This is a genomic window from Vibrio zhugei (genome assembly GCF_003716875.1).
Taxonomy (GTDB): domain Bacteria; phylum Pseudomonadota; class Gammaproteobacteria; order Enterobacterales; family Vibrionaceae; genus Vibrio; species Vibrio zhugei.
This window is the reverse complement of the sequence record NZ_CP033078.1, coordinates 2,234,405-2,255,249: the sequence shown is the minus strand read 5'-3', so window position 1 is coordinate 2,255,249 and position 20,845 is coordinate 2,234,405. Positions and strand designations below refer to the sequence as shown.

Here is a 20,845-nt window from a genome sequence, read left to right as displayed (position 1 = left end):
AATTATGTTAATCATGTTGTTTTTTGTGAGTCACAATTAACAATTGACGTGCTTTTTAACGATATTGGTTATTTTTTTTGCAGTTTGATTTTTGAGAAAGCGATACACTAACGAGCAATGAGTTCTTTTTATTCAAGTTTTTAATAAAAATAATTAGGTCGCCCACATTTATAGAGGCAAGTTTGTCGATGAAAATATTTATCGCTGTATTGGTCTTAGTATTAGCCGGATGCTCGAGCAGTCCTGCTAAGCTTCAAGGTAAGAGCAATTGGTATCAAGTAGGGTATAAAGATGCGATTCGCGGAAATGACGAGCGTTCATTTACGACACTTTCCAGTCTAAATGCGACACAGGAGTCGTCTTATGAGGCAGGTTATGCCGATGGGCTTGAGCAATATTGTAATCCGGACCGTGCCTATCAAATCGGATTGAACGGGCAAGGGTATCAAGGCACCTGTGATCATACGAAATCTGGACAAAAATTTCGTTTAGAATGGCAGCGCGGCTGGCGCGACTATAATCAATAACTATTAAAAAATTCAAGGAGTGATGATGCACGGAGAATTGATTGCATTGTCGGTAGCCGGTATAGGTATCGTTGGTTTAATTTGCCAGTGGCTAGCATGGAAACTGCGTTTGCCCGCCATTTTATTTTTATTGATTGCAGGGATCGTTGTGGGACCTGTTGCTGGGGTTTTGCACCCGCAAGAATTGATGGGTGATCTGTTATTTCCTCTGATTTCGTTAGCGGTCGCTGTGATCTTATTTGAAGGTAGCTTAACGCTTAACTTTAAGGAAATACGGGGAGTAAGCCATACTGTTTGGAGTATTGTGACCTTCGGTGCCTTAATCTCTTGGGGACTCACCAGTACTGCCGCCCATTATTTGGTAGGACTGGAGTGGGCGATGGCCCTCCTGTTTGGTAGCTTAACCGTAGTGACCGGGCCTACCGTCATTGTGCCGCTTTTGAGAACCGTGCGTCCCATGACTCGCTTAGCGAACTTTCTGCGTTGGGAAGGCATTCTCATCGATCCTTTAGGCGCGCTCTTTGTGGTGATGATCTACGAGTTTTTAGTCTCGAGTAGTGAAGCGCATAGTTTGCACGTGCTTGCGATGATCTTGATGATCGGTTTAATTATCGGGGCGGTCTCTGGGGCATTTGTCGCCTTTGTCTTACGTCGTCGTATGCTTCCCACTTACTTACAACCGTTTGCAGTATTAAGCATTGTTTTGGGCGTCTTTTCATTATCGAATGCGTTAGAGTCGGAATCGGGACTTCTCACTGTGACCGTGATGGGAATGTGGCTAGCGAACGCTAAAGGCGTCAACATCCGTCATATTTTGCACTTTAAAGAACACCTCACTGTGTTATTGATTTCAGGGTTGTTCATTTTACTGGCTGCGCGCATTGATCCAGAAGATTTCTTAATTTTCAGTTGGGGCGCTTTAGGGCTGTTTTTGTTCATGCAGCTCATCTCACGGCCTGTCTCGATATTTGTTACCACTATTGGCAGCAAGCTGACGTTTAAAGATAAGTTGTTTCTTTCTTGGGTGGCGCCAAGAGGCATTGTCGCCGCATCGATATCGGCGCTTTTTTCCATTAAATTAACCAATATGGACATCGCTGGAGCGAACTTACTTGTCCCGTTGACCTTTATGGTGATTATCGGGACCGTCGTATTACAAAGCGCAACTGCGCGGCCGATCGCCGTATGGTTGAAAGTGGCTGAGCCTGCGCCGAAAGGGTTTCTTATTATTGGCGCCAATGATATTGCGCGGCAATTAGGCCAAGCCATTCGTAAGTACGATTGTCGTGTGGTGGTCACCGATTCAAACTGGGACTATATTCGCCAAGCTCGGATGATGGGGTTAGAGTATTATTACGGTAACCCTAACTCCAGCCATGCTGACAATTACCTTAACCTAATTGGTATTGGGCACGTAGTTGCTCTCACGGCAGATAAACATTTCAATGCGATGTCTTGCATGCAGTTTTTATCCGATTTTGGTGAAACTCGCGTGTTCTGCTTACATGATAAAGTCAAAGCCGATCCCACCGATAAACATAATGTGGCGCAGGAGTACCATGGTCTCCCGTTCTTGGGCGGAGAAGTCAGCTATAAAAAACTGGCGAGCCTAATGAACCAAGGAGGGGAAATTAAGCACACCCGCTTAAGCGAAGCCTTTACCTATCAAGACTATTTGTTACAGCACAAAGACCGTTATTTCTTACCGCTGTTTCTGGTCAATGCGAAAGGTCGCATCAAAATGTGCCATGACATATCGTCGTTTGATCCGCAAACAGGCGACATTGTTGTCTCGTTGATGACCGGTGGCAAATCCGCGAATGGTCAAAGCACAACCGAAAAAGACAGTGAGTAACGCGTCTTCATTCCTCTGCAATTGCGCGGCGCAAGAATCCATCGGCGTCGCGCAACTTCTTGTCAGCTTCTTGATAGCTGATCCCGGTCAAATGCATCAATATGGCCGCTTTGGCATTATTATGACTGTGTTCGAGTAGGGTTTTGGCTTCCTCTTCCCCACAGTCGGTCGCTTGCATGACGATGCGAGTTGCCCGCGCTTCGAGTTTTTGATTGGTGGCTTTCACGTCGACCATCAAGTTTTGATAGCTTTTCCCTAAGCGAATCATACTGGCGGTTGTCAGCATATTGAGCACCAGTTTTTGTGCTGTGCCTGATTTTAAACGGGTCGAACCTGTTAAGGCTTCCGGACCGACAATTGGCGAAATAGCGATGTGTGCGATATCGGCAATGGGGGAATTGGGGTTACAAGACAGTGCCACGGTTTTGGCGCCAATACGGTTGGCATAATCAATAGCGCCAATCACATAGGGGGTGCGACCACTGGCAGCAATGCCAACCAGAACATCCTTGGACGAAAACGCTATTCGTTTGAGCTCTTCTGCTCCGAGTGTGCGTGAGTCCTCGGCCCCTTCTTGGGCCTTAAACATCGCATCCTTACCGCCTGCAATTAAGCCGACGACCATGTCATCACTCACGCTAAAGGTAGGGGGACACTCTACCGCATCCAGCACACCTAAGCGCCCGCTGGTTCCTGCGCCAAGATAAATGAGTCGGCCGCCATGCTTAAAAGCATGAGTAATCACATCCACCGCTTCTGCGATACGTGGGAGCTCTTGCTCTATGGCTAAGGGCACTAATTTATCTTGCTGATTGAGACGCGATACCACGTCTAATGAACTGAGTGTATCAATGTCCATGGTATCTGGATTACGCGTTTCTGATACCAAATGAGATAAAGCAGAAAGGAGGGCATCGTTGGTCATAAAGATCGGTTTCCTATGGTTAATCTGCGGTATAAATTACGCCTAATGATGTTAGGCGACAAGCCCCCGTGACCTTGGGTAAATTACTCGGCAAGTTATGCATTCGTCGTTGAGCTAGCCAAGCAAATGCCATGGCTTCCATGAAGTCACTGTCCACGTTGTGCTGTGAAGTGGTGGTGACTGACCATTCTGGCAGAGTGGCGCGGAGCCTGTCCATTAATAGGGGGTTATTGGCACCACCACCACACAAGTACAAACGGGGGGTTGAACCCCATTGGTATTGTTGGACTGCATCCGCTAACGTTTGTGCCGTCAATTCGCATAATGTTCGCTGCACATCTTGCGGGGCATACTGTGGTGATAGAAACGGTTGCAGCCAATCCAAATGAAAATATTCACGTCCGGTACTTTTGGGGGCGGGTAATGCGAAGTAGCGATCGTGCATGAGTTGCTCTAAGAGTGCCGGGATCACGGTGCCGGTTTTTGCCCAATGTGCGTCAGCATCATAGTGTTGGCCTAGGTGACGCAGACACCAAGCATCCATCAGCATATTGCCAGGGCCCGTGTCATAGCCCAACGTCGTGTGTGCATGTAAAACGGAAATATTGGCAATGCCCCCAATATTGGCGATGACGGTCGTCGAGTCTCGCTGGCCGAAGAGAAACTGATGAAACGCAGGAACCAGTGGAGCGCCTTGCCCACCGAGGGCGAGATCTTTTCTGCGAAAATCTGCGACGGTTGTAATCCCCGTTTTGATTGCCAGTAAATTAGCATCGCCCAGTTGATAAGTGAATGGGGCCGCGTGATTGGGCCGGTGAAATACCGTCTGTCCATGGCAGCCAATGGCTTCGATTTGCGTCGCTTTCAGTCCGGTTTCGGCGAGCAGTTGATTAACGGCCGAGGCATACAAAGACGCCAATTGATGGTCTGCGTCTCCAATGTGTTCAATGGTCGTCGGGTGATTACTGGCGATCGATAACAGCGTACGACGCAGCGCGTCGGGGATCGGGTACTCAAGCGAACTCAGCAGCTTTACGTTATCGGCTTGCACATCCACCAATGCGACATCAATGCCATCGAGGCTGGTGCCAGACATAATACCGATATACAGAGTACCTTGGGAAACCATAGTCAATCCTTCGTTATATTTACCTAATTATTGCCTGCCATTGTATACTCGTCACACACCAATCGGCACAATAGTGACCGTGTATTTGTGACAGGCTATCGCGCTGTCGATGGCTAATAAGCATCGTTACAAACCGAATAGTATCATTCAGTGAGATTTTTCAGTGAGTGTAGCGTAATTTTAATCGACAAGGAGAGAGCATGGGGCCGCTTTGGTTAGACGTGTCAGGACACGAACTGGATGCTGAAGAGAAAGAAATGCTGGCGCACCCGACGGTGGGGGGCGTTATTTTATTTTCTCGTAATTATTATGATAACGAACAACTGTGTGCATTAACGGCAAGCATGCGTCGTGCTGCAGGTCGTCCTATTTTAATTGGTGTGGATCAAGAAGGCGGTCGGGTACAACGCTTCAAAGAAGGCTTTTCTCGCATTCCAGCCGCGCAGCAGTACCAGTATGCACAGCATGGTGAGTATATTGCAGAACAAGCGGGATGGTTAATGGCGATGGAGCTGATTGCTCATGATATTGACCTAAGCTTTGCTCCTGTACTGGATAAAGGCTATGACTGCAAAGCGATTGGCAACCGCGCGTTTGGTGAGACACTTTCATCGGTGATTACCTATAGCTCCGCCTTTATGCATGGCATGAAATCGGCGGGAATGGCGACAACCGGAAAACACTTCCCGGGTCACGGTGCCGTCATCGCGGATTCTCACTTAGAAACCCCCTACGATGAACGTTCCTCCATTGAGGATGACCTCGCGATCTTTCGTCATCAAATTGATTCCGGGCTGCTGGATGCGATGATGCCTGCTCACGTCGTTTACTCTTCCTATGATGCGTCGCCAGCCAGTGGCTCTGAGTATTGGCTCAAACACGTGCTACGCCAAGAAATGAAGTTTTCTGGGATTGTTTTTTCTGACGACCTGAGTATGAAAGGGGCTGAAGTGATGGGTAAGCCTCTGGCGCGCGCACAACATGCGTTACAGTCCGGGTGTGACATGGTGTTGATGTGTAATGACCGAGAGGCCGCAGTGAATGTCCTCGATGGTCTCGCGATTCAAGAGGTGGAACACGCTTCCCGCTTAAGAAAAACGCAACAGGTATCACGCCAAGAGCTCATGCGCTCACGGTTATGGACTGATGCGGTGTGTTCGATGGAAGCTCTGCTCTCGTAGTCTCATCAATGATATGGCGTAAACGGGCGGTTCGTCGCGATGAAATTAAATGTAAACTTTTATTTACGATTAATGTTTTTATTAATGTACACTTGAATTGTTTTTAGAGCCTGTTAAGTTATAGCTAAAGATTGAGAGTACACATCATGATGGTTTGTGTGTAAAAAAATAATTACAGGTATGCGGGCATGAAAAAAAGTGAGCTAAGTGATATCCATATTGTTGAAGAAGATATTCTGATTACGCCGGATGTATTGAAAGAGAAGATCCCACTGAGTGATAAAGCGCGTCGTTTTATTCGTCAATCACGCCAAACGGTGGCGGATATCATTCATAAGCGTGATCATCGTTTACTCGTGGTTTGTGGGCCTTGTTCCATTCATGACACTCAAGCGGCGAAAGATTACGCTCGTCGTTTAAAAGCGCTTTCAGAAACGATCGGTGACGATATCTTTTTAGTCATGCGTGTGTACTTTGAAAAGCCAAGAACGACGGTGGGTTGGAAAGGCTTAATCAATGACCCTCACTTGGATGATACGTTTGATATCGAACATGGGCTGCATGTCGGCCGTCAATTGCTGGTGGATTTAGCCGAGATGGAAATTCCGCTTGCGACGGAAGCCTTGGATCCCATCAGCCCTCAATACTTGTCTGATACCTTTAGTTGGGCCGCGATCGGGGCGCGCACGACAGAATCACAAACCCATCGAGAAATGGCCAGTGGTCTCTCTATGCCGATTGGCTTTAAAAATGGTACGGATGGCAGTTTGTCGACCGCCATCAATGCCATGAAAGCGGCCGCATCAAGTCATCGCTTTATGGGAATCAGCCGTGAAGGGCAGGTGGCCTTGTTAACAACTCGAGGAAATCACAACGGTCACGTTATTTTACGTGGGGGTAAGCAAACAAATTACGATTCGGTCTCCGTGGCGGAATGTGAGCAAGAGATGAAAGCGGCTCAGTTAGAGGCCTCATTAATGATTGATTGCAGCCACGCCAACTCACGTAAAGATTACCGCCGTCAGCCTTTGGTCGCACAGGATGCCTTCACGCAAATTCGACAGGGTAACCGTTCGATTATTGGTCTTATGATTGAAAGCCATATCAACGAAGGCAGCCAATCGGCGGATCTTGCTTTTGATGAAATGGAATACGGTGTGTCAATTACGGATGCGTGCATTAACTGGCAAGATACAGAACAGTTGCTGACACGGGCTCAAAGTGAGCTCGCTCCTTTCTTAAAAGCTCGTTTAGAGAACGCATAAGGAGGGATTCATGGCCGTAGAATTGAATGAATTGCGCGATAAAATCGACAGCGTGGATAAGCAATTGCTGGATTTATTAGCCCAGCGATTAGCCTTGGTGGAAGAGGTTGGCAAAGTAAAAAGCGAACATGGATTACCGATCTATGCGCCCGATCGAGAAACGGCTATGTTGGCATCGCGCCGTCAGGAAGCGACCAAACAAGGCGTGCCCCCACAATTGATTGAGGATGTGCTGCGCCGAGTGATGCGAGAATCCTACGCGAGTGAAAAGGATTCTGGCTTCAAATGCTTGAAACCCGAGTTACGCTCTGTGGTCTTGATCGGCGGGAAAGGCCAATTAGGTTCGCTATTTGCGCGCATGTTTCGTTTATCTGGTTATCAGGTTGAGATTCTTGAGCGTGATGACTGGGAGACGGCCGATGACATTTTAAGCCAAGCGGGCTTAGTGATTGTGACTGTACCGATTCATTTAACCGATGGGGTCATTGCTAAGCTTGATAACCTGCCTGATGACTGTATTTTAGCGGACTTTACGTCCGTGAAAAAACAGCCTCTACAGGCGATGCTAAACGTACATAAAGGCCCTGTTGTCGGGTTACATCCGATGTTTGGTCCTGATGTCCCCAGTTTAGCGAAACAAGTGATTGTGTGCTGTGATGGTCGTGACGCGGATGCCTACCAGTGGCTGCTCCAGCAGTTTGCGATTTGGGGCGCGAGTGTATGCGATGTTTCTGCGGACGATCATGATCAGGGTATGACGTTAATTCAGGCACTGCGTCACTTTACAACGTTTGCTTATGGTGTCCACCTGTCACAAATCAAACCGGACGTACAGAAACTGTTGCAGTTAAGTTCGCCAATTTACCGCTTAGAACTTGCCATGATTGGCCGTCTATTTGCTCAAGATCCGAATCTCTACGGCGATATTATTTTTTCATCTCAAGAGAATCTAGCCATGATTGAAGGCTACAGTCGTAGCTTTAATGAGTCGGTGCGCTTAATTCAGCAAGGGGATAGCCAAGCCTTTATAGAGCAATTCAATAAAGTCAGCGATTGGTTTGGGGATTACTCAAAACAATTTATGCAAGAGAGCCAAAGTTTACTTAAGCATGCTCATGATGCGGTTCACCGTGGCTAATTGTGCGGAGTAGGGTGTCGATTTTCATCGCCATGGCGACAGTCATGGCGATGTTATTCGTGAGGTGGCAGTTCGATTAAGTGCTCTAAATCTTCATGGAATTTTTTATCATCTCCCATATTCAATTCAACCAGACGCTTGTAGTGTACCAAGCTCTCTAAATCAATATGATCCACATCCAACTTTAGAGAGTTCTCCGACATCTCGTTAATTTTAGTGCTGAGATCTATCTCGATATCGGTGTCCGGTAAAATAAGAACCACATCCACAATGTTATTGGGATCCAGGGCTGTTGGTGGCTGACAAGTGATTACCAAGTCATGAATCGAGATATCATGAATCGAACCATGAAATCTCAGGGTATCACCCTGTAAGAGCGTTACTGGCGCGGTATACGTTACGCGAACAAATTCGTCTTGTGCCATTATAATTATTCAACTTGTTAGTACGGTCATTTAATGAGAATAGCAAAGATTATAGCAATGGGAGCAAATAAAAAGGGCGACTTATGCCGCCCTTAACACTATTTGCTACTATTTGGTTATACGTTTGTATTTGATGCGATGTGGTTCGGCCGCTTGTGCGCCTAGCGTCGCTTTTAACCAATCCATGTAGTCGGTGTAGTTACCTTCATAGAAGTTAACTTGGCCTTCATCACGATAATCCAAAATGTGAGTGGCGATACGGTCTAAGAACCAGCGGTCGTGAGAAATTACCATCGCACAGCCTGGGAATTCCAATAACGCTTCTTCTAATGCACGTAATGTTTCGACATCCAAGTCATTGGTTGGCTCATCGAGAAGCAAGACGTTACCGCCTGATTTTAATAACTTCGCTAAGTGCACACGGTTACGTTCCCCACCAGAAAGTTCACCAATGACTTTTTGTTGGTCAATGCCTTTGAAGTTAAAGCGAGAGCAGTAGGCACGAGCTGGAATTTCAAAGTTGTTAATACGAATGATGTCCGCACCTTCAGAAATTTCTTCAAATACCGTGTTGTTATCATTCATGCTGTCACGGAATTGATCAACCGATGCCAGCTTCACGGTATCACCCAGCTCAATTGTGCCTGAATCGGGTTGCTCTGTGCCGCTTAACATCTTGAACAATGTCGATTTACCCGCACCGTTCGCACCAATGATACCGACGATCGCCCCTTTAGGCATGCTGAAGGATAAATCATCAATTAAGACGCGATCATCGAACGATTTGGTTAAGTTGGATACTTCGACGACTTTATCACCTAAGCGTTCACCTGGCGGGATGAAGAGTTCGTTGGTTTCATTACGTTTTTGATGATCGTTGTTTTGTAGCTCTTCAAAGCGTGACATACGCGCTTTTGATTTGGATTGGCGGCCTTTTGGATTTTGACGTACCCATTCCAACTCTTTTTCAATGGTTTTTTGGCGAGCCTTTTCTTGAGCCGCTTCATTGCGTAAGCGTGCGTCTTTTTGCTCTAGCCAAGAACTGTAGTTCCCTTGCCATGGAATACCTTCACCACGGTCAAGCTCAAGAATCCAACCCGCGGCATTATCAAGGAAGTAACGGTCGTGGGTAATGGCGACGACGGTTCCGCTATAATCGCATAAGAAGCGCTCTAGCCATGCTACAGACTCGGCATCCAAGTGGTTGGTTGGCTCATCCAGTAGCAGCATATCTGGCTTTTCAAGGAGCAAACGACAGATTGCGACACGGCGGCGTTCACCACCAGAGAGATGTTCCACTTTTTGATCCCACTCGGGGAGGCGGAGCGCATCAGCCGCGCGTTCTAGGGCATTATCAAGGTTATGACCATCTTTGGCTTGAATCAGTGCTTCTAGTTCGCCTTGCTCTTTGGCAAGCGCGTCAAAATCGGCATCCGGTTCGGCGTAAGCCGCATACACTTCATCTAAACGGGTCAATGCACCTGCCACATCGGCGACCGCTTCTTCTACCGTTTCACGGACGGTTTTACTTTCATCCAAAACCGGTTCTTGTGGAAGGTAACCGACATTCAAACCCGGTTGAGGACGGGCTTCCCCATCAAATTCCTTATCGATGCCAGCCATGATGCGTAGCAGAGTGGATTTACCTGAACCGTTTAGACCAAGCACACCAATCTTCGCACCCGGAAAAAAACTTAATGAGATGTCTTTAAGGATTTGTCGCTTGGGCGGCACAATCTTGCTCACCCCAGACATGGTATATACGTATTCAGCCATTGCCGATCGTCCCTACTCTTTGAAATGAAAACCGTCATTCTATACTAATCATCGGTGTTTTGTTACCGGGAGAATCGGTTTTTCCCTGTTAACGAAATGCTCAAGTTACATTATGTAAATCTGTGAACACGCTTGATTAAATGACAGAAAATGAGGAGTTGTCTGATTACTAACATCAAGTTTACATCCAACTGGTTTACATTTGCCTTGATAGTTTGCGTAATGAACAGTCCACAGCAAGCATGGAGTAGGAACTTTAACTCATGACGTTATATCCGCCAGTAAAACGAAAAGTGTGGGTTGTATTTTCACTTTTTATGATGAATTCAGTGGCGAGCGTAAACGCCTACGCTCAGCCGTCTTTGGACAAACAACGTGAGCTCTATGAACAAGCACAGGACTGGTTAGACAATGATCAGGTGAGCAAATTTAAACGCATTCGTAACCAACTGGTGGGTTATCCACTCACCCCTTACTTAGATTATCGATCTTTGCTCGTTGATATCGGCGACAAATCTCCTGTCACAGTACGGGCGTTTATCGACAGTCATCGCGAATTTCCGTTTTCTCGGCGGATCAGTGCGCCTTATTTGTCTGCTTTAGCGGATCAGAAGAAATGGAAAACGTTTTTAGCCTTTCAAACCGATGAGCCATCAGGGCAAACTTATCGCTGTCACTACTATTACGCCAAGTTGAAAACTGGACAGACACAAGCAGCGATGGCAGGTGCGAAAAAGTTATGGTTGAGTGGACAAAGTATCTCTGATGCGTGTGATGGTCTGTTTGAGCAATGGACGAAGTCTGGACTTCGGACCGATGAACTAGTTTATCAACGCATTATTTTGGCTTTTAAAGCGCATCAGCCTCAGCTAATGCAGTATTTGATCCCGCAATTATCAACACCAGATTGGCAAACTGCAGGTCAAGCCGTCAGTGAGCTATATGACGATCCTGAAAATGCGATAGCGGTGGCAAAGCGGTTACCGGATTTACCGCATCGAGTACAGGTGCTGACATTGGCATTGAAGAAATTAGCAATACGCGATCCTGAACAAGCCAAACAGGAACTTGAGCAAGGCAAAGCGATGTCCATTTGGTCTAAGGAGCAAGCCCAGGCGCTGGCATCAGTGATTGCGGCGCAGCTTCTCGATAGTGATGATCGTGAGCTGATTCAGTGGCGGGATCGCGTCATTTCGCATAGCCAAGATGTTGGGCTTATCGGTCAACGGATTCGCTTTGCGATTCGTCATGCGGATTGGAAAGGCGTGAAAGCGTGGATTTCTCTCTTACCTAAATCGTCACAGAAAACCCTGCGCTGGCAGTTCTGGCAGGCGCGTAGTGATATGTTATTAGGAGATCAAGCAAAGGCGAAGAAGCACTTGCAAACCCTGTTAGGAAAACGTGATTTTTATAGTGTTGCGGCGGCTAAGTTATTAAATAAGCCGGTGACGTACCCTACCAGTACGCTCAAGTACCAATCGGCCGCCGTTAAAGATCATCAGGCGACCCTGACACGGATTGATGAACTGATCCAACGCGATAAAATTGCAGCCGCTAAAAGTGAATGGTCATGGTTGCTCATGCGTGTTCCGCAGAAAACGAAAACCATGCTTGCAGCCTATGCGTTAAAACAGCATTGGTATCATCTTACTGTTAGCGCGACAATCTCCGCGAAACTATGGGATTATATCGAGTTGCGTTTTCCTTTAGCGCACCAATGGTGGTTCGAGTTCTATGGTGAAAAGAACAATATAGAACCCTTTACTTTGATGTCGGTGGCACGACAAGAAAGCGCATTAGACAGTGAAGCGCATTCGCCCGTAGGTGCGCGAGGTATCATGCAAATTATGCCAGCGACGGCACGGCATACCGCCTCTAAATATCAGTTGGATTACTCCAATGCGAAACAACTTTATGATGTAGGGAAAAATATTGAGATTGGCAGCCGGTATTTTGAAAGCCTAATGCAGCGCTATGACAACAATCGTATTTTAGCGCTGGCAGCCTACAACGCAGGTCCCAGTCGGGTAACGCGTTGGCGTGATGATACTCAGCAACGCTTAGGGCCGTTTGCTTTTATTGAGGCGATTCCATTTAAGGAAACGCGCGGCTATGTTCAAAATATTTTGATGTTTGAAAACTACTATCGTCGCTTAGCACAGGCACCTAAAGCGTTTTTACGTCACCAAGAGATGAAAGCAAAATATTGATTCTTTTTGCGAGTCCTCTAAAATGGCTGGGTGTATCACTTGACGAGTACAGTTATGTCACAGCAACCCGAATATCAAGAATGGCAACAATTGATGACGTTATTCAAAAACGCCACAAAAAATGATCAGCATGAAATGTTATTGACGATGTTAATGACGGCTGATGAGCGTGATGCCTTGATTGCTCGTGTGAATATCTTATGTGAGTTAATTAAGGGTGACATTTCACAGCGTCAAATCAGCCAGATGCTAGGGGTCGGTATCGCTACCATTACTCGTGGTTCTAACGAGTTAAAGTCGCGTTCTGAAGAACAAAAGGCATCGTTAGAAACCTTGCTGTTGACAAAGTAAAGGCTGGCGGTCATGAAAACGCGCTTGTGAGTCACTCATAAGCGCGTTGTTTTTGATGCCGTACTCACTCATTGGTGAGTACCGGGGGTTACAGTATCGCTGGGTAATGGTCTGAATTAAGGAAAGGAACCAAAGCGAGAATTAATGCTTGATGGTAAACCGAACTGCGGGTTAAGTGATTCTGAGTCAGTAGACCAATGGCCCCGCCTTTCTGTTTAATGTTATCAGTGGCAAAAACCTCATCCATTACATTACCGAGCTCATGAGCGTTGGCGAGTTTCGCTAGCACACGTGGTGGCAGCGCTAAGCTTGCTGAGCGAGACTCACCTTGTTGCTCTTCTGATTCAATCACAATCCACGCGAAGGTCGCATTGCCCTCGATACCTGCTTCGATTCCGACATAATAATCCGCCCCTTGCACCGCTTGTTTCGCATTATTGACACGATTTTTAGCCCCATGGTAAGTCTCATTATTACTCATGGGCTGGTCTGCGACGCCAGAGGGCACATCCACACCATTAAATTGAAAAGTGTGTTGTGGAAATATCAATTCAAACGCGCTTTTGACAGCATTAATTTTTGCAGGATTGAGTGACGCGATAACAACGGATGGCATGAGCGTTCCTTTAACGTAATTGGATGGCAGTCGGTTTCACATTTTCGATAGGATAGGATCCTAAAACTTTGAGATGGGTTGTCAACGCCGTTAACTCAACCAACGCTTGTTGCATCTCAGGGGAATCAAGGTGGGCTTGTAAATCGACGTAGAACATCTCTTCCCATGGGTTACCCATGATGGGTCTCGATTCCAATTTGGTCATATTAATGCCATAGCGTTGTAGCACGAGTAGTGAAGAGACCAGCGAGCCCACTTCTTGCTTGGTGGACATGATTAAGGTGGTTTTCGCTGGAATTTGCAAAGAAACATCGACCGGTTTACGTGCGACCACAATAAAGCGAGTGTAATTTTCACTTTGATTCGAGATATGGGTTTGAATAGGCTGCAATCCATACAGTTTACCGCTCGCGGCACTGCCAATGGCGGCAACATCATCACGGTCTAATGACTGTACCGTTTTCATTGCATCCGCGGTACTTAGGCAGCTTCTGAGTTCGACATCTTTCAAGTGACGTAAGAATTCACTGCATTGTTGGTGAGGTTGCGGGTGCGAGTAGAGTTCACGAATGGATTCGAGAGGCACCTCACGACGGGTTAACAAGCTATGTTCGATCGGATAGGTGATTTCACCAACGATATATAACGTGGTGTGTTGCAGTAAATCATACACTTCATTAATCGATCCCGAGCTGGTATTTTCGATAGGAAGCACACCGAAATCGGCTTGGCCGGCTTCAACGGTATCGGTAATGTCTCGAAATTGATGACAATTGATTTCAGTAAGTTCGGTATGTTTACGGCTAAAGTAATCGCGAGTAGCAAGGTGAGAGTAAGACCCTTTTGAGCCTAAAAAGGCAACGCGCGCATGCTGAGTTGTATCTTGGGGATTAGCCAGATCTTGTAAGTAGGTTTGTTGTAGGAGAACCGAATCTTCAATAATGGTATGGAACAGTTTAGTAATGTATTGAGCATCGAGATTGTAATGCTCTTTCCCTGAATTGATTAACTTAACCAGCAACTGTTGTTCGCGTTTGGCATCCCTAACGGGCTTTTTGGTGCTGATTTTACTCTTAGCCACTTCAATGCTAAGTGCACGTCGTTGAGAAAGCAAAGAAAGCAGTTGGTCATCAAGCTCATTAAGGCGCAGCCTAATCTCATCAAGGCTCAGTGAAGTGTCTGTCATAACAGTATTGTCCTTATAAAAAAGCCTCCCTGTTAGGGAGGCTTTCTGTTCGTTTTTGACTTTTATGCCAACGAGCATGCCTCCGTTATTCAACAGAGTACAAAGAAGTCAAAAAAGAACAGTCGTTGTGTCATATCGTTTGTGATGTGTTTATCGATAACGTCGAGATGATTTTACAATAAGCAAGGGCAGGGCTAGCGTCAAGCAAAAAAATAGCGCCCGTAGGCGCTATTCGTGGAATGGATTACTCTTCTTCAATCGGAGTTGGGGAAACGCCTCGCTTCGCTTCGTGTTTGTGACTGTATTTATTCAACTGTCGGCCAAGTTTTTGTTCAACTTCATTGATGGCGACATACAAATCTTCATGTACAGCGGATGCGGTTAACTGACCTTTGGGAACACTAATACTGGCTTCAAATTTTTTCTGCTTGTTGGGCTCTTCACTGAAGGTGGCTTGGCAGCTGATCAAGTCCACTTGCCATTTTTCCAGTTTTTTAAATTTGCTTTCAATATGATTGCGGATGGCAGAGGTAACGTCGATATTTTTACCTGTAATATTCAATTTCATAGTGCCCTTCCTTTTGTTGTATCCCTTATGGGTTAACTTCAGAATGCAGCATAATCAGAATGAAATGTTTGATCAAAGTCACTTTATTGTAGGAGATTTGTGAGTTTAAAAATCAACGTGATCTGTCGCAAGGAGTGAAAGGAAAATGTTGAGAAAAACCTTGAGATTCTTTTCCAGCACGTTACATTGGAAGGATTGAAACTAAAAATACTCGGCATTTTAGCGGTTTTTTTCGTTTTAAAATAAGGTAGTGCAAATCAATGTGGCCGGATAAGCAGTGGTGCAATGCACTGATTATCCGGCTATATTAATGAAAAAGCCGCATCGTTTGATGCGGCTTTTTTGTTTTTGGTTGCTCAGCGGACCGGATTGAGTTTCATCAATTGTTTGGTACGTTCAATCGGTTTCTCTAATCCTAAGGCTTGGTAAGCCTTTAATTCTATCGGAATGGATTTACGTGCAGCTTGCGTATCAGGATAGGTTTTCTGAATTTCTTGCGCACGATTAATCGCGGCTATCCAAGCTTTGCGACGTAAATAGAAATCCGCGGTGGCCAGATCGTAATCGGCAATGCGGTGTTTGAGGTATTCCATGCGCTTTTTGGTATCTTTCGCATACTGACTATTTGGGTAACGTTTCAAGAGTTTTTTAAAGTCAGCAAACGCCGATTTTGCTGGTTCTGGATCACGATCACTGCGATCGATTCCAACAAATTCTTGGACAAAGTTCTGATCTTGCGCCATATAAGTGAGACCGCGCATATACAACACCCAGTCAATTTGCGGATGTGTTGGATTTAAGCGGATAAAACGTTCGCTGGTGGCTAATGCCATCGCATAATCGTCGCTTTTATAATACACATAGATAAGATTCAGCTGAACTTGCTTTGAGTAAGCACCAAACGGATAGCGAGAATCAAGTGCTTCGAGTTTTTTAATGGCAGTCTGCCAGTTCCCTGATTGTAGTGACTCCTGAGACTCTGAATAAAGTTGTGAAGGAGGTACATCAGGCACTACTTTGTCGCTGCTTGAACAGCCGTATAACAGTGTGAGTGTCAGTAAGCCTGCGATAGTCTGGTATTTCATGTCAGGAGATGCTTCCTTGAAATTAGTGCTTCTTTAACTTAAGAGCCGTAGCTCCGAAAACGTGACGTTACTTTCTAGGCAGTAACAGATACAATGGCGTTATATATTATCCATACTAGTGGCATTAGTCCCAAGGTTTTTGAAAAAGTTCGATATGGCGCAACAGATTGAATTAACCCAAACAGTAAAAGAGCAACAGCTAGGTCAGCGTTTAGACCAAGCTGTGGCTGAGCTATTCACCGATTTTTCTCGTACTCGCCTGAAAGAATGGCTAGTTGACGGAAAAATTTCTGTTGACGGTAACGTCGTCACAAAACCCAGAGTGAAAGTCTTAGGCGGTGAAGTTATCACTGTTCAAGCTGAACTGGAAGACGAGGAGCGTTGGGAAGCGCAAAATATTCCTTTAAATATTGTTTATGAAGATGACGACATTATCGTGATCAATAAACCTCGAGATTTTGTGGTTCACCCAGGCGCTGGTACGCCTGATGGCACTGTTCTCAATGCATTATTGTATCATTACCCTCAAATTGCTGAGGTTCCGCGTGCGGGAATTGTGCATCGTCTTGATAAAGATACGACCGGTTTAATGGTGGTGGCGAAAACAGTACCAGCGCAAACACGTCTGGTTCGGGCACTGCAAAAACGCAACATTACGCGTGAGTACGAAGCCATTGCTATTGGTACCATGACAGGTGGTGGCCATGTGGATAAACCGATTGGACGCCATTCGACCAAACGGACCCTGATGGCGGTCACCATTTCTGGACGTCCAGCGGTGACTCACTACCGAGTCGCGGAGCACTTCCGTGAACACACGCGTATTCGTTTGCGCTTGGAAACGGGTCGTACTCACCAAATTCGTGTGCATATGTCTTACATACAGCATCCGTTATTAGGTGATCAGGCCTACGGTGGTCGCGCCCGTATACCGAAAGGGGCAACAGAAGAGTTGGCGGAAGCCATTCGAGCGTTTGATCGCCAAGCTTTGCATGCGGTGATGTTGCGATTTGACCATCCCATAACCAAAGAAACATTGGAATTTCACGCTCCAGTCCCTGATGATATGGTAGAAATGGCGGATGCCCTGCGTTTAGACGCAAAACAACATCGCGCTGAAGAGTACTAATACTATGCATCATATTATTCCCAACTGGCCTGCACCAAAGTCAATCAAAGCGTTTTCTTCCACGCGGGTTGGTGGTGTCTCACAAGGGCAATACCAAGGTTTAAACTTAGGGGCTCATGTTGGGGATAATGTGACTGATGTAGAGAATAACCGCGCGTCGATAGCTCAGACATTCGCGATGCCTGCGCCACCGATTTGGTTAAATCAAACCCATTCAACTCGAGTGTTGAGAGCGGAATCACCGCAGTTAGATACGCTTGATGCGGATGGGATTTGTACCGCGCTTCCCCATGTTGTTTGCACGGTGATGACGGCGGATTGTCTGCCTGTATTGATTACCAATACGTCGGGAACTCAAGTCGCGGCCGTTCATGCGGGATGGCGAGGATTGGCTGGCGGCATCATTGAAAATGCCTTGGCGCAAATTCATGGTGAAGCGCTCGTGTGGTTAGGCCCAGCGATTGGCCCCGATAAATTTGAGGTCGGCGACGATGTGGTCGAGGCCTTTACTCATGTCCATGAGCAAACGCAGCAAGCGTTCCTGCCTCAAGAAAATGGTAAGTGGCTTGCTGATATGGAAGCAATAACTCGTATTCGCTTGCACGCTTTAGGCGTTGATGGCGTATATTCTTGCAAGCTGTGTACCTACCAACACCCCAAACAGTTTTATTCCTATCGTCGTGATGGCGTGACCGGAAGACAAGCCAGTTTCATCTGGATCCAGCCGTAATCGCAATGTGCAATTAAACTCATGTTCTGACCTTGAAATTTGAACCTATGGATACCATTTTCCTAACGTAGTCAATTTTACTCATTTTGAGGTTAGGAAGGTTGTTATGCGCCTTGATAGATTCACAAGTAAATTTCAAGTAGCGATATCTGATGCTCAGTCGTTAGCACTAGGCCGCGATCACCAATATATTGAGCCTGTCCATTTAATGGTGGCATTAATGGATCAAAATGGCAGTCCAGTTCGTCCTTTATTGACGATGCTTGAAGTGGATGCCATGCAGCTTCGTTCTAAGCTCGGAGAAATACTTGATCATTTACCTAAGGTGAGCGGTATTGGTGGAGACGTTCAGCTCTCTAATCATTTAGGCTCACTCTTTAATATGTGCGACAAAGTCGCTCAAAAACGAAAAGATGCCTACATTTCGTCGGAAATCTTTTTACTCGCCGCCATCGAAGACCGTGGACCGCTCGGGAAACTATTAAAAGAATTTGGTTTGACCGAGAAAAAAGTCAGTGAAGCGATAGAAAGCATTCGCGGTGGACAGACGGTGAATGATCCCAATGCGGAAGAACTGAGACAAGCGCTCGAAAAATACACCATTGATCTCACCGAACGAGCGGAACAAGGTAAGTTAGACCCTGTGATTGGGCGAGACGATGAAATCCGCCGTATCATTCAAGTTCTTCAGCGTCGTACGAAAAACAACCCAGTGATTATTGGTCAGCCAGGGGTCGGTAAAACGGCGATTGTCGAGGGGCTTGCCGAACGAATCATTAACAACGAAGTGCCTGAAGGCTTACGTGGTCGGCGGGTATTAGCGCTGGATATGGGGTCGTTGGTCGCGGGCGCAAAATACCGCGGTGAATTTGAAGAGCGTTTAAAATCGGTATTGAATGAGTTGGCCAAAGAAGAAGGCAACGTCATTTTATTTATCGATGAATTGCACACTATGGTCGGTGCGGGCAAAGGCGAAGGCTCAATGGATGCGGGAAACATGCTGAAACCCGCTCTGGCTCGTGGTGAACTGCATTGTGTCGGCGCGACAACGTTGGATGAATATCGTCAATACATTGAAAAGGACCCGGCACTAGAGCGTCGTTTCCAAAAAGTGCTGGTGGACGAGCCAACCGTTGAAGATACCGTTGCTATTTTACGTGGATTAAAAGAACGCTATGAGCTGCATCATCATGTAGAAATTACTGATCCTGCCATCGTGGCCGCCGCTGCGTTATCGAACCGCTATATCTCTGATCGTCAACTTCCTGATAAAGCGATTGATTTGATTGATGAAGCTGCATCCAGTATTCGTCTGCAAATTGATTCAAAGCCTGAATCGCTGGATAAGTTAGAACGACGTATCATTCAACTTAAGATCGAGCAGCAAGCACTGACGAACGAGCATGATGATGCGAGTGAAAAACGCCTAGGGATCCTCAATGAGGAACTCACAGAGAAAGGGCGAGAATATGCGGAGCTTGATGAAATCTGGAAAACGGAAAAAGCAGCCCTTCAAGGTACTCAGCATATTAAAGCCGAATTAGAGCAGGCGCGTTTAGATATTGAAATGGCACGACGTGCGGGTGACTTAAGTCGGATGTCTGAATTGCAATACGGGCGCATTCCTGAATTAGAAAAGCAGCTCGATTTAGCAACACAAGCAGAAATGCAAGAGATGACATTGTTACGAAACAAAGTCACGGAAGCGGAAATTGCCGAAGTGCTGTCACGACAAACAGGGATTCCTGTATCAAAAATGCTGGAAGCGGAAAAAGTCAAACTGCTGAGCATGGAAACCGTATTGCATGAGCGAGTGATCGGGCAAGTTGAAGCCGTGGATGTGGTTGCCAACGCAATTCGTCGTAGTCGAGCAGGGTTATCGGATCCTAACCGACCGATTGGGTCGTTTTTGTTCCTTGGCCCGACAGGGGTGGGTAAAACCGAATTGTGTAAAACGTTAGCGAACTTTATGTTCGATAGCGAGAACGCGATGGTACGTATCGATATGTCGGAATTTATGGAGAAACATTCCGTCGCAAGATTAGTCGGTGCTCCTCCAGGTTATGTTGGTTATGAAGAAGGTGGCTATTTAACTGAGGCGGTAAGACGTAAACCTTACTCGGTCATTTTGTTAGATGAAGTCGAAAAAGCCCATCCGGATGTGTTTAATATTTTATTGCAGGTGCTGGACGATGGACGCTTAACCGATGGACAGGGTCGTACCGTCGACTTTCGTAATACCGTCGTCATCATGACATCGAATTTGGGATCAGAACGCATCCAAGAGCAATTCCATACGGTTGATTACCAAGGAATGAAAGATCAGGTCATGGAAGTGGTCGCGCAACACTTTAGGCCAGAGTTTTTGAACCGCGTAGATGAAAGTGTGGTTTTCCATCCACTGGGCCAAGAACAGATTCGTTCGATTGCTTCGATTCAGCTGCAACGTTTACGAGATCGCCTGTTAGAAAAAGACTATGAGTTTCATGTGAATGACGAAGCGTTATCGTTTATTGCTGAAATAGGCTTCGATCCGGTATACGGTGCTCGCCCACTGAAACGGGCGATTCAGCAGTACGTTGAAAACCCATTAGCGAAATCGATGTTAGCGGGTGAACTGCTGCCCGGTGAGCCTATTATGATTGGTGTAAAAGATGGGCATATCACAGTCAATCAATAATCGATATTCTATTGTTGAGACAATATAAAAAGATAAACCCAGATAGTGACCGTGCTATCTGGGTTTTTT

At 46.2% G+C, this 20,845-nt stretch carries 18 protein-coding genes and 1 other annotated feature; of the genes, 10 read left to right on the top strand and 8 right to left on the bottom strand.

The annotated features are described in order from the left end of the window. Positions 1–188 precede the first annotated feature (188 nt). Together EAE30_RS15620 and EAE30_RS15615 are read left to right on the top strand one after the other, a co-directional pair. Positions 189–527, top strand: coding sequence for a DUF2799 domain-containing protein (locus EAE30_RS15620; RefSeq protein ID WP_123016745.1), 339 nt, complete (start codon positions 189–191; stop codon positions 525–527). 25 nt (positions 528–552) lie between these two features. Further along, positions 553–2,382 carry a cation:proton antiporter gene (locus EAE30_RS15615; protein ID WP_164711903.1) on the top strand — a complete coding sequence of 610 codons (1,830 nt, stop codon included), beginning with the start codon at positions 553–555 and terminating at the stop codon, positions 2,380–2,382. A 7-nt stretch (positions 2,383–2,389) separates the two neighbouring features. Here EAE30_RS15615 and murQ read toward each other — a convergent pair whose 3' ends face one another. Beyond that, positions 2,390–3,307, bottom strand: a complete 918-nt coding sequence (murQ, locus tag EAE30_RS15610) for an N-acetylmuramic acid 6-phosphate etherase (RefSeq protein WP_123016743.1) — start codon at positions 3,305–3,307, stop codon at positions 2,390–2,392. 19 nt (positions 3,308–3,326) lie between these two features. Beyond that, on the bottom strand, positions 3,327–4,436 hold the full coding sequence (locus tag EAE30_RS15605) for an anhydro-N-acetylmuramic acid kinase (protein WP_123016742.1): 1,110 nt from the start codon (positions 4,434–4,436) through the stop codon (positions 3,327–3,329). A gap of 200 nt (positions 4,437–4,636) precedes the next feature. On the opposite strand from EAE30_RS15605, the gene nagZ reads away from it, so the two are divergent. The 3 genes from nagZ (at position 4,637) to tyrA (ending at position 8,020) form a co-directional block, all read left to right on the top strand. Further along, positions 4,637–5,617 (top strand): beta-N-acetylhexosaminidase, encoded by a 981-nt coding sequence (nagZ, locus tag EAE30_RS15600; protein ID WP_123016741.1) that lies wholly within the window; start codon positions 4,637–4,639, stop codon positions 5,615–5,617. A gap of 188 nt (positions 5,618–5,805) precedes the next feature. Then, positions 5,806–6,882 (top strand): 3-deoxy-7-phosphoheptulonate synthase, encoded by a 1,077-nt coding sequence (locus tag EAE30_RS15595; RefSeq protein WP_123016740.1) that lies wholly within the window; start codon positions 5,806–5,808, stop codon positions 6,880–6,882. A 10-nt stretch (positions 6,883–6,892) separates the two neighbouring features. Next, the gene (gene tyrA, locus EAE30_RS15590) at positions 6,893–8,020 is read left to right on the top strand and encodes a bifunctional chorismate mutase/prephenate dehydrogenase (protein ID WP_123016739.1); all 1,128 of its coding nucleotides are present in this window, start codon (positions 6,893–6,895) and stop codon (positions 8,018–8,020) included. Positions 8,021–8,073: 53 nt separating this feature from the next. Here the strand turns inward: tyrA and EAE30_RS15585 are convergent, their stop codons facing one another. Both EAE30_RS15585 and ettA read right to left on the bottom strand, forming a co-directional pair. Then, positions 8,074–8,445: a PilZ domain-containing protein gene (locus EAE30_RS15585; protein ID WP_123016738.1), complete on the bottom strand. Its 372-nt coding sequence runs from the start codon at positions 8,443–8,445 to the stop codon at positions 8,074–8,076. A 108-nt stretch (positions 8,446–8,553) separates the two neighbouring features. Beyond that, positions 8,554–10,221, bottom strand: coding sequence for an energy-dependent translational throttle protein EttA (ettA, locus tag EAE30_RS15580; protein ID WP_123016737.1), 1,668 nt, complete (start codon positions 10,219–10,221; stop codon positions 8,554–8,556). Between the two features lie 263 nt (positions 10,222–10,484). Between ettA and sltY the strand changes: the two genes are divergently transcribed. After that, positions 10,485–12,431, top strand: a complete 1,947-nt coding sequence (sltY, locus tag EAE30_RS15575) for a murein transglycosylase (protein ID WP_123016736.1) — start codon at positions 10,485–10,487, stop codon at positions 12,429–12,431. Between the two features lie 54 nt (positions 12,432–12,485). Then, a complete protein-coding gene (gene trpR / locus EAE30_RS15570; protein ID WP_123016735.1) occupies positions 12,486–12,782 on the top strand; it encodes a trp operon repressor in 297 nt (98 codons plus the stop codon). Between the two features lie 88 nt (positions 12,783–12,870). On the opposite strand, the gene yjjX is transcribed toward trpR, so the two are convergent. From yjjX to bamD, 4 genes are all read right to left on the bottom strand, one after another. After that, positions 12,871–13,398, bottom strand: a complete 528-nt coding sequence (yjjX, locus tag EAE30_RS15565) for an inosine/xanthosine triphosphatase (RefSeq protein ID WP_123016734.1) — start codon at positions 13,396–13,398, stop codon at positions 12,871–12,873. A 10-nt stretch (positions 13,399–13,408) separates the two neighbouring features. After that, positions 13,409–14,584, bottom strand: coding sequence for a prephenate dehydratase (gene pheA, locus EAE30_RS15560; RefSeq protein WP_123016733.1), 1,176 nt, complete (start codon positions 14,582–14,584; stop codon positions 13,409–13,411). A 15-nt stretch (positions 14,585–14,599) separates the two neighbouring features. After that, positions 14,600–14,719: a sequence feature (Phe leader region), on the bottom strand. 109 nt (positions 14,720–14,828) lie between these two features. Continuing rightward, the gene (gene hpf, locus EAE30_RS15555; protein ID WP_123016732.1) at positions 14,829–15,152 is read right to left on the bottom strand and encodes a ribosome hibernation-promoting factor, HPF/YfiA family; all 324 of its coding nucleotides are present in this window, start codon (positions 15,150–15,152) and stop codon (positions 14,829–14,831) included. 356 nt (positions 15,153–15,508) lie between these two features. Continuing rightward, positions 15,509–16,237 (bottom strand): outer membrane protein assembly factor BamD, encoded by a 729-nt coding sequence (gene bamD, locus EAE30_RS15550; protein ID WP_123016731.1) that lies wholly within the window; start codon positions 16,235–16,237, stop codon positions 15,509–15,511. Between the two features lie 154 nt (positions 16,238–16,391). Here bamD and rluD point away from each other — a divergent pair, with 154 nt between their 5' ends. The 3 genes from rluD to clpB all read left to right on the top strand — a co-directional run bounded on the left by rluD (position 16,392) and on the right by clpB (position 20,776). After that, positions 16,392–17,366 carry a 23S rRNA pseudouridine(1911/1915/1917) synthase RluD gene (gene rluD / locus EAE30_RS15545; protein ID WP_123016730.1) on the top strand — a complete coding sequence of 325 codons (975 nt, stop codon included), beginning with the start codon at positions 16,392–16,394 and terminating at the stop codon, positions 17,364–17,366. 4 nt (positions 17,367–17,370) lie between these two features. Then, positions 17,371–18,096, top strand: coding sequence for a peptidoglycan editing factor PgeF (gene pgeF / locus EAE30_RS15540; RefSeq protein ID WP_123016729.1), 726 nt, complete (start codon positions 17,371–17,373; stop codon positions 18,094–18,096). Positions 18,097–18,202: 106 nt separating this feature from the next. Continuing rightward, positions 18,203–20,776 carry an ATP-dependent chaperone ClpB gene (gene clpB / locus EAE30_RS15535; RefSeq protein WP_123016728.1) on the top strand — a complete coding sequence of 858 codons (2,574 nt, stop codon included), beginning with the start codon at positions 18,203–18,205 and terminating at the stop codon, positions 20,774–20,776. Positions 20,777–20,845: the final 69 nt, after the last annotated feature.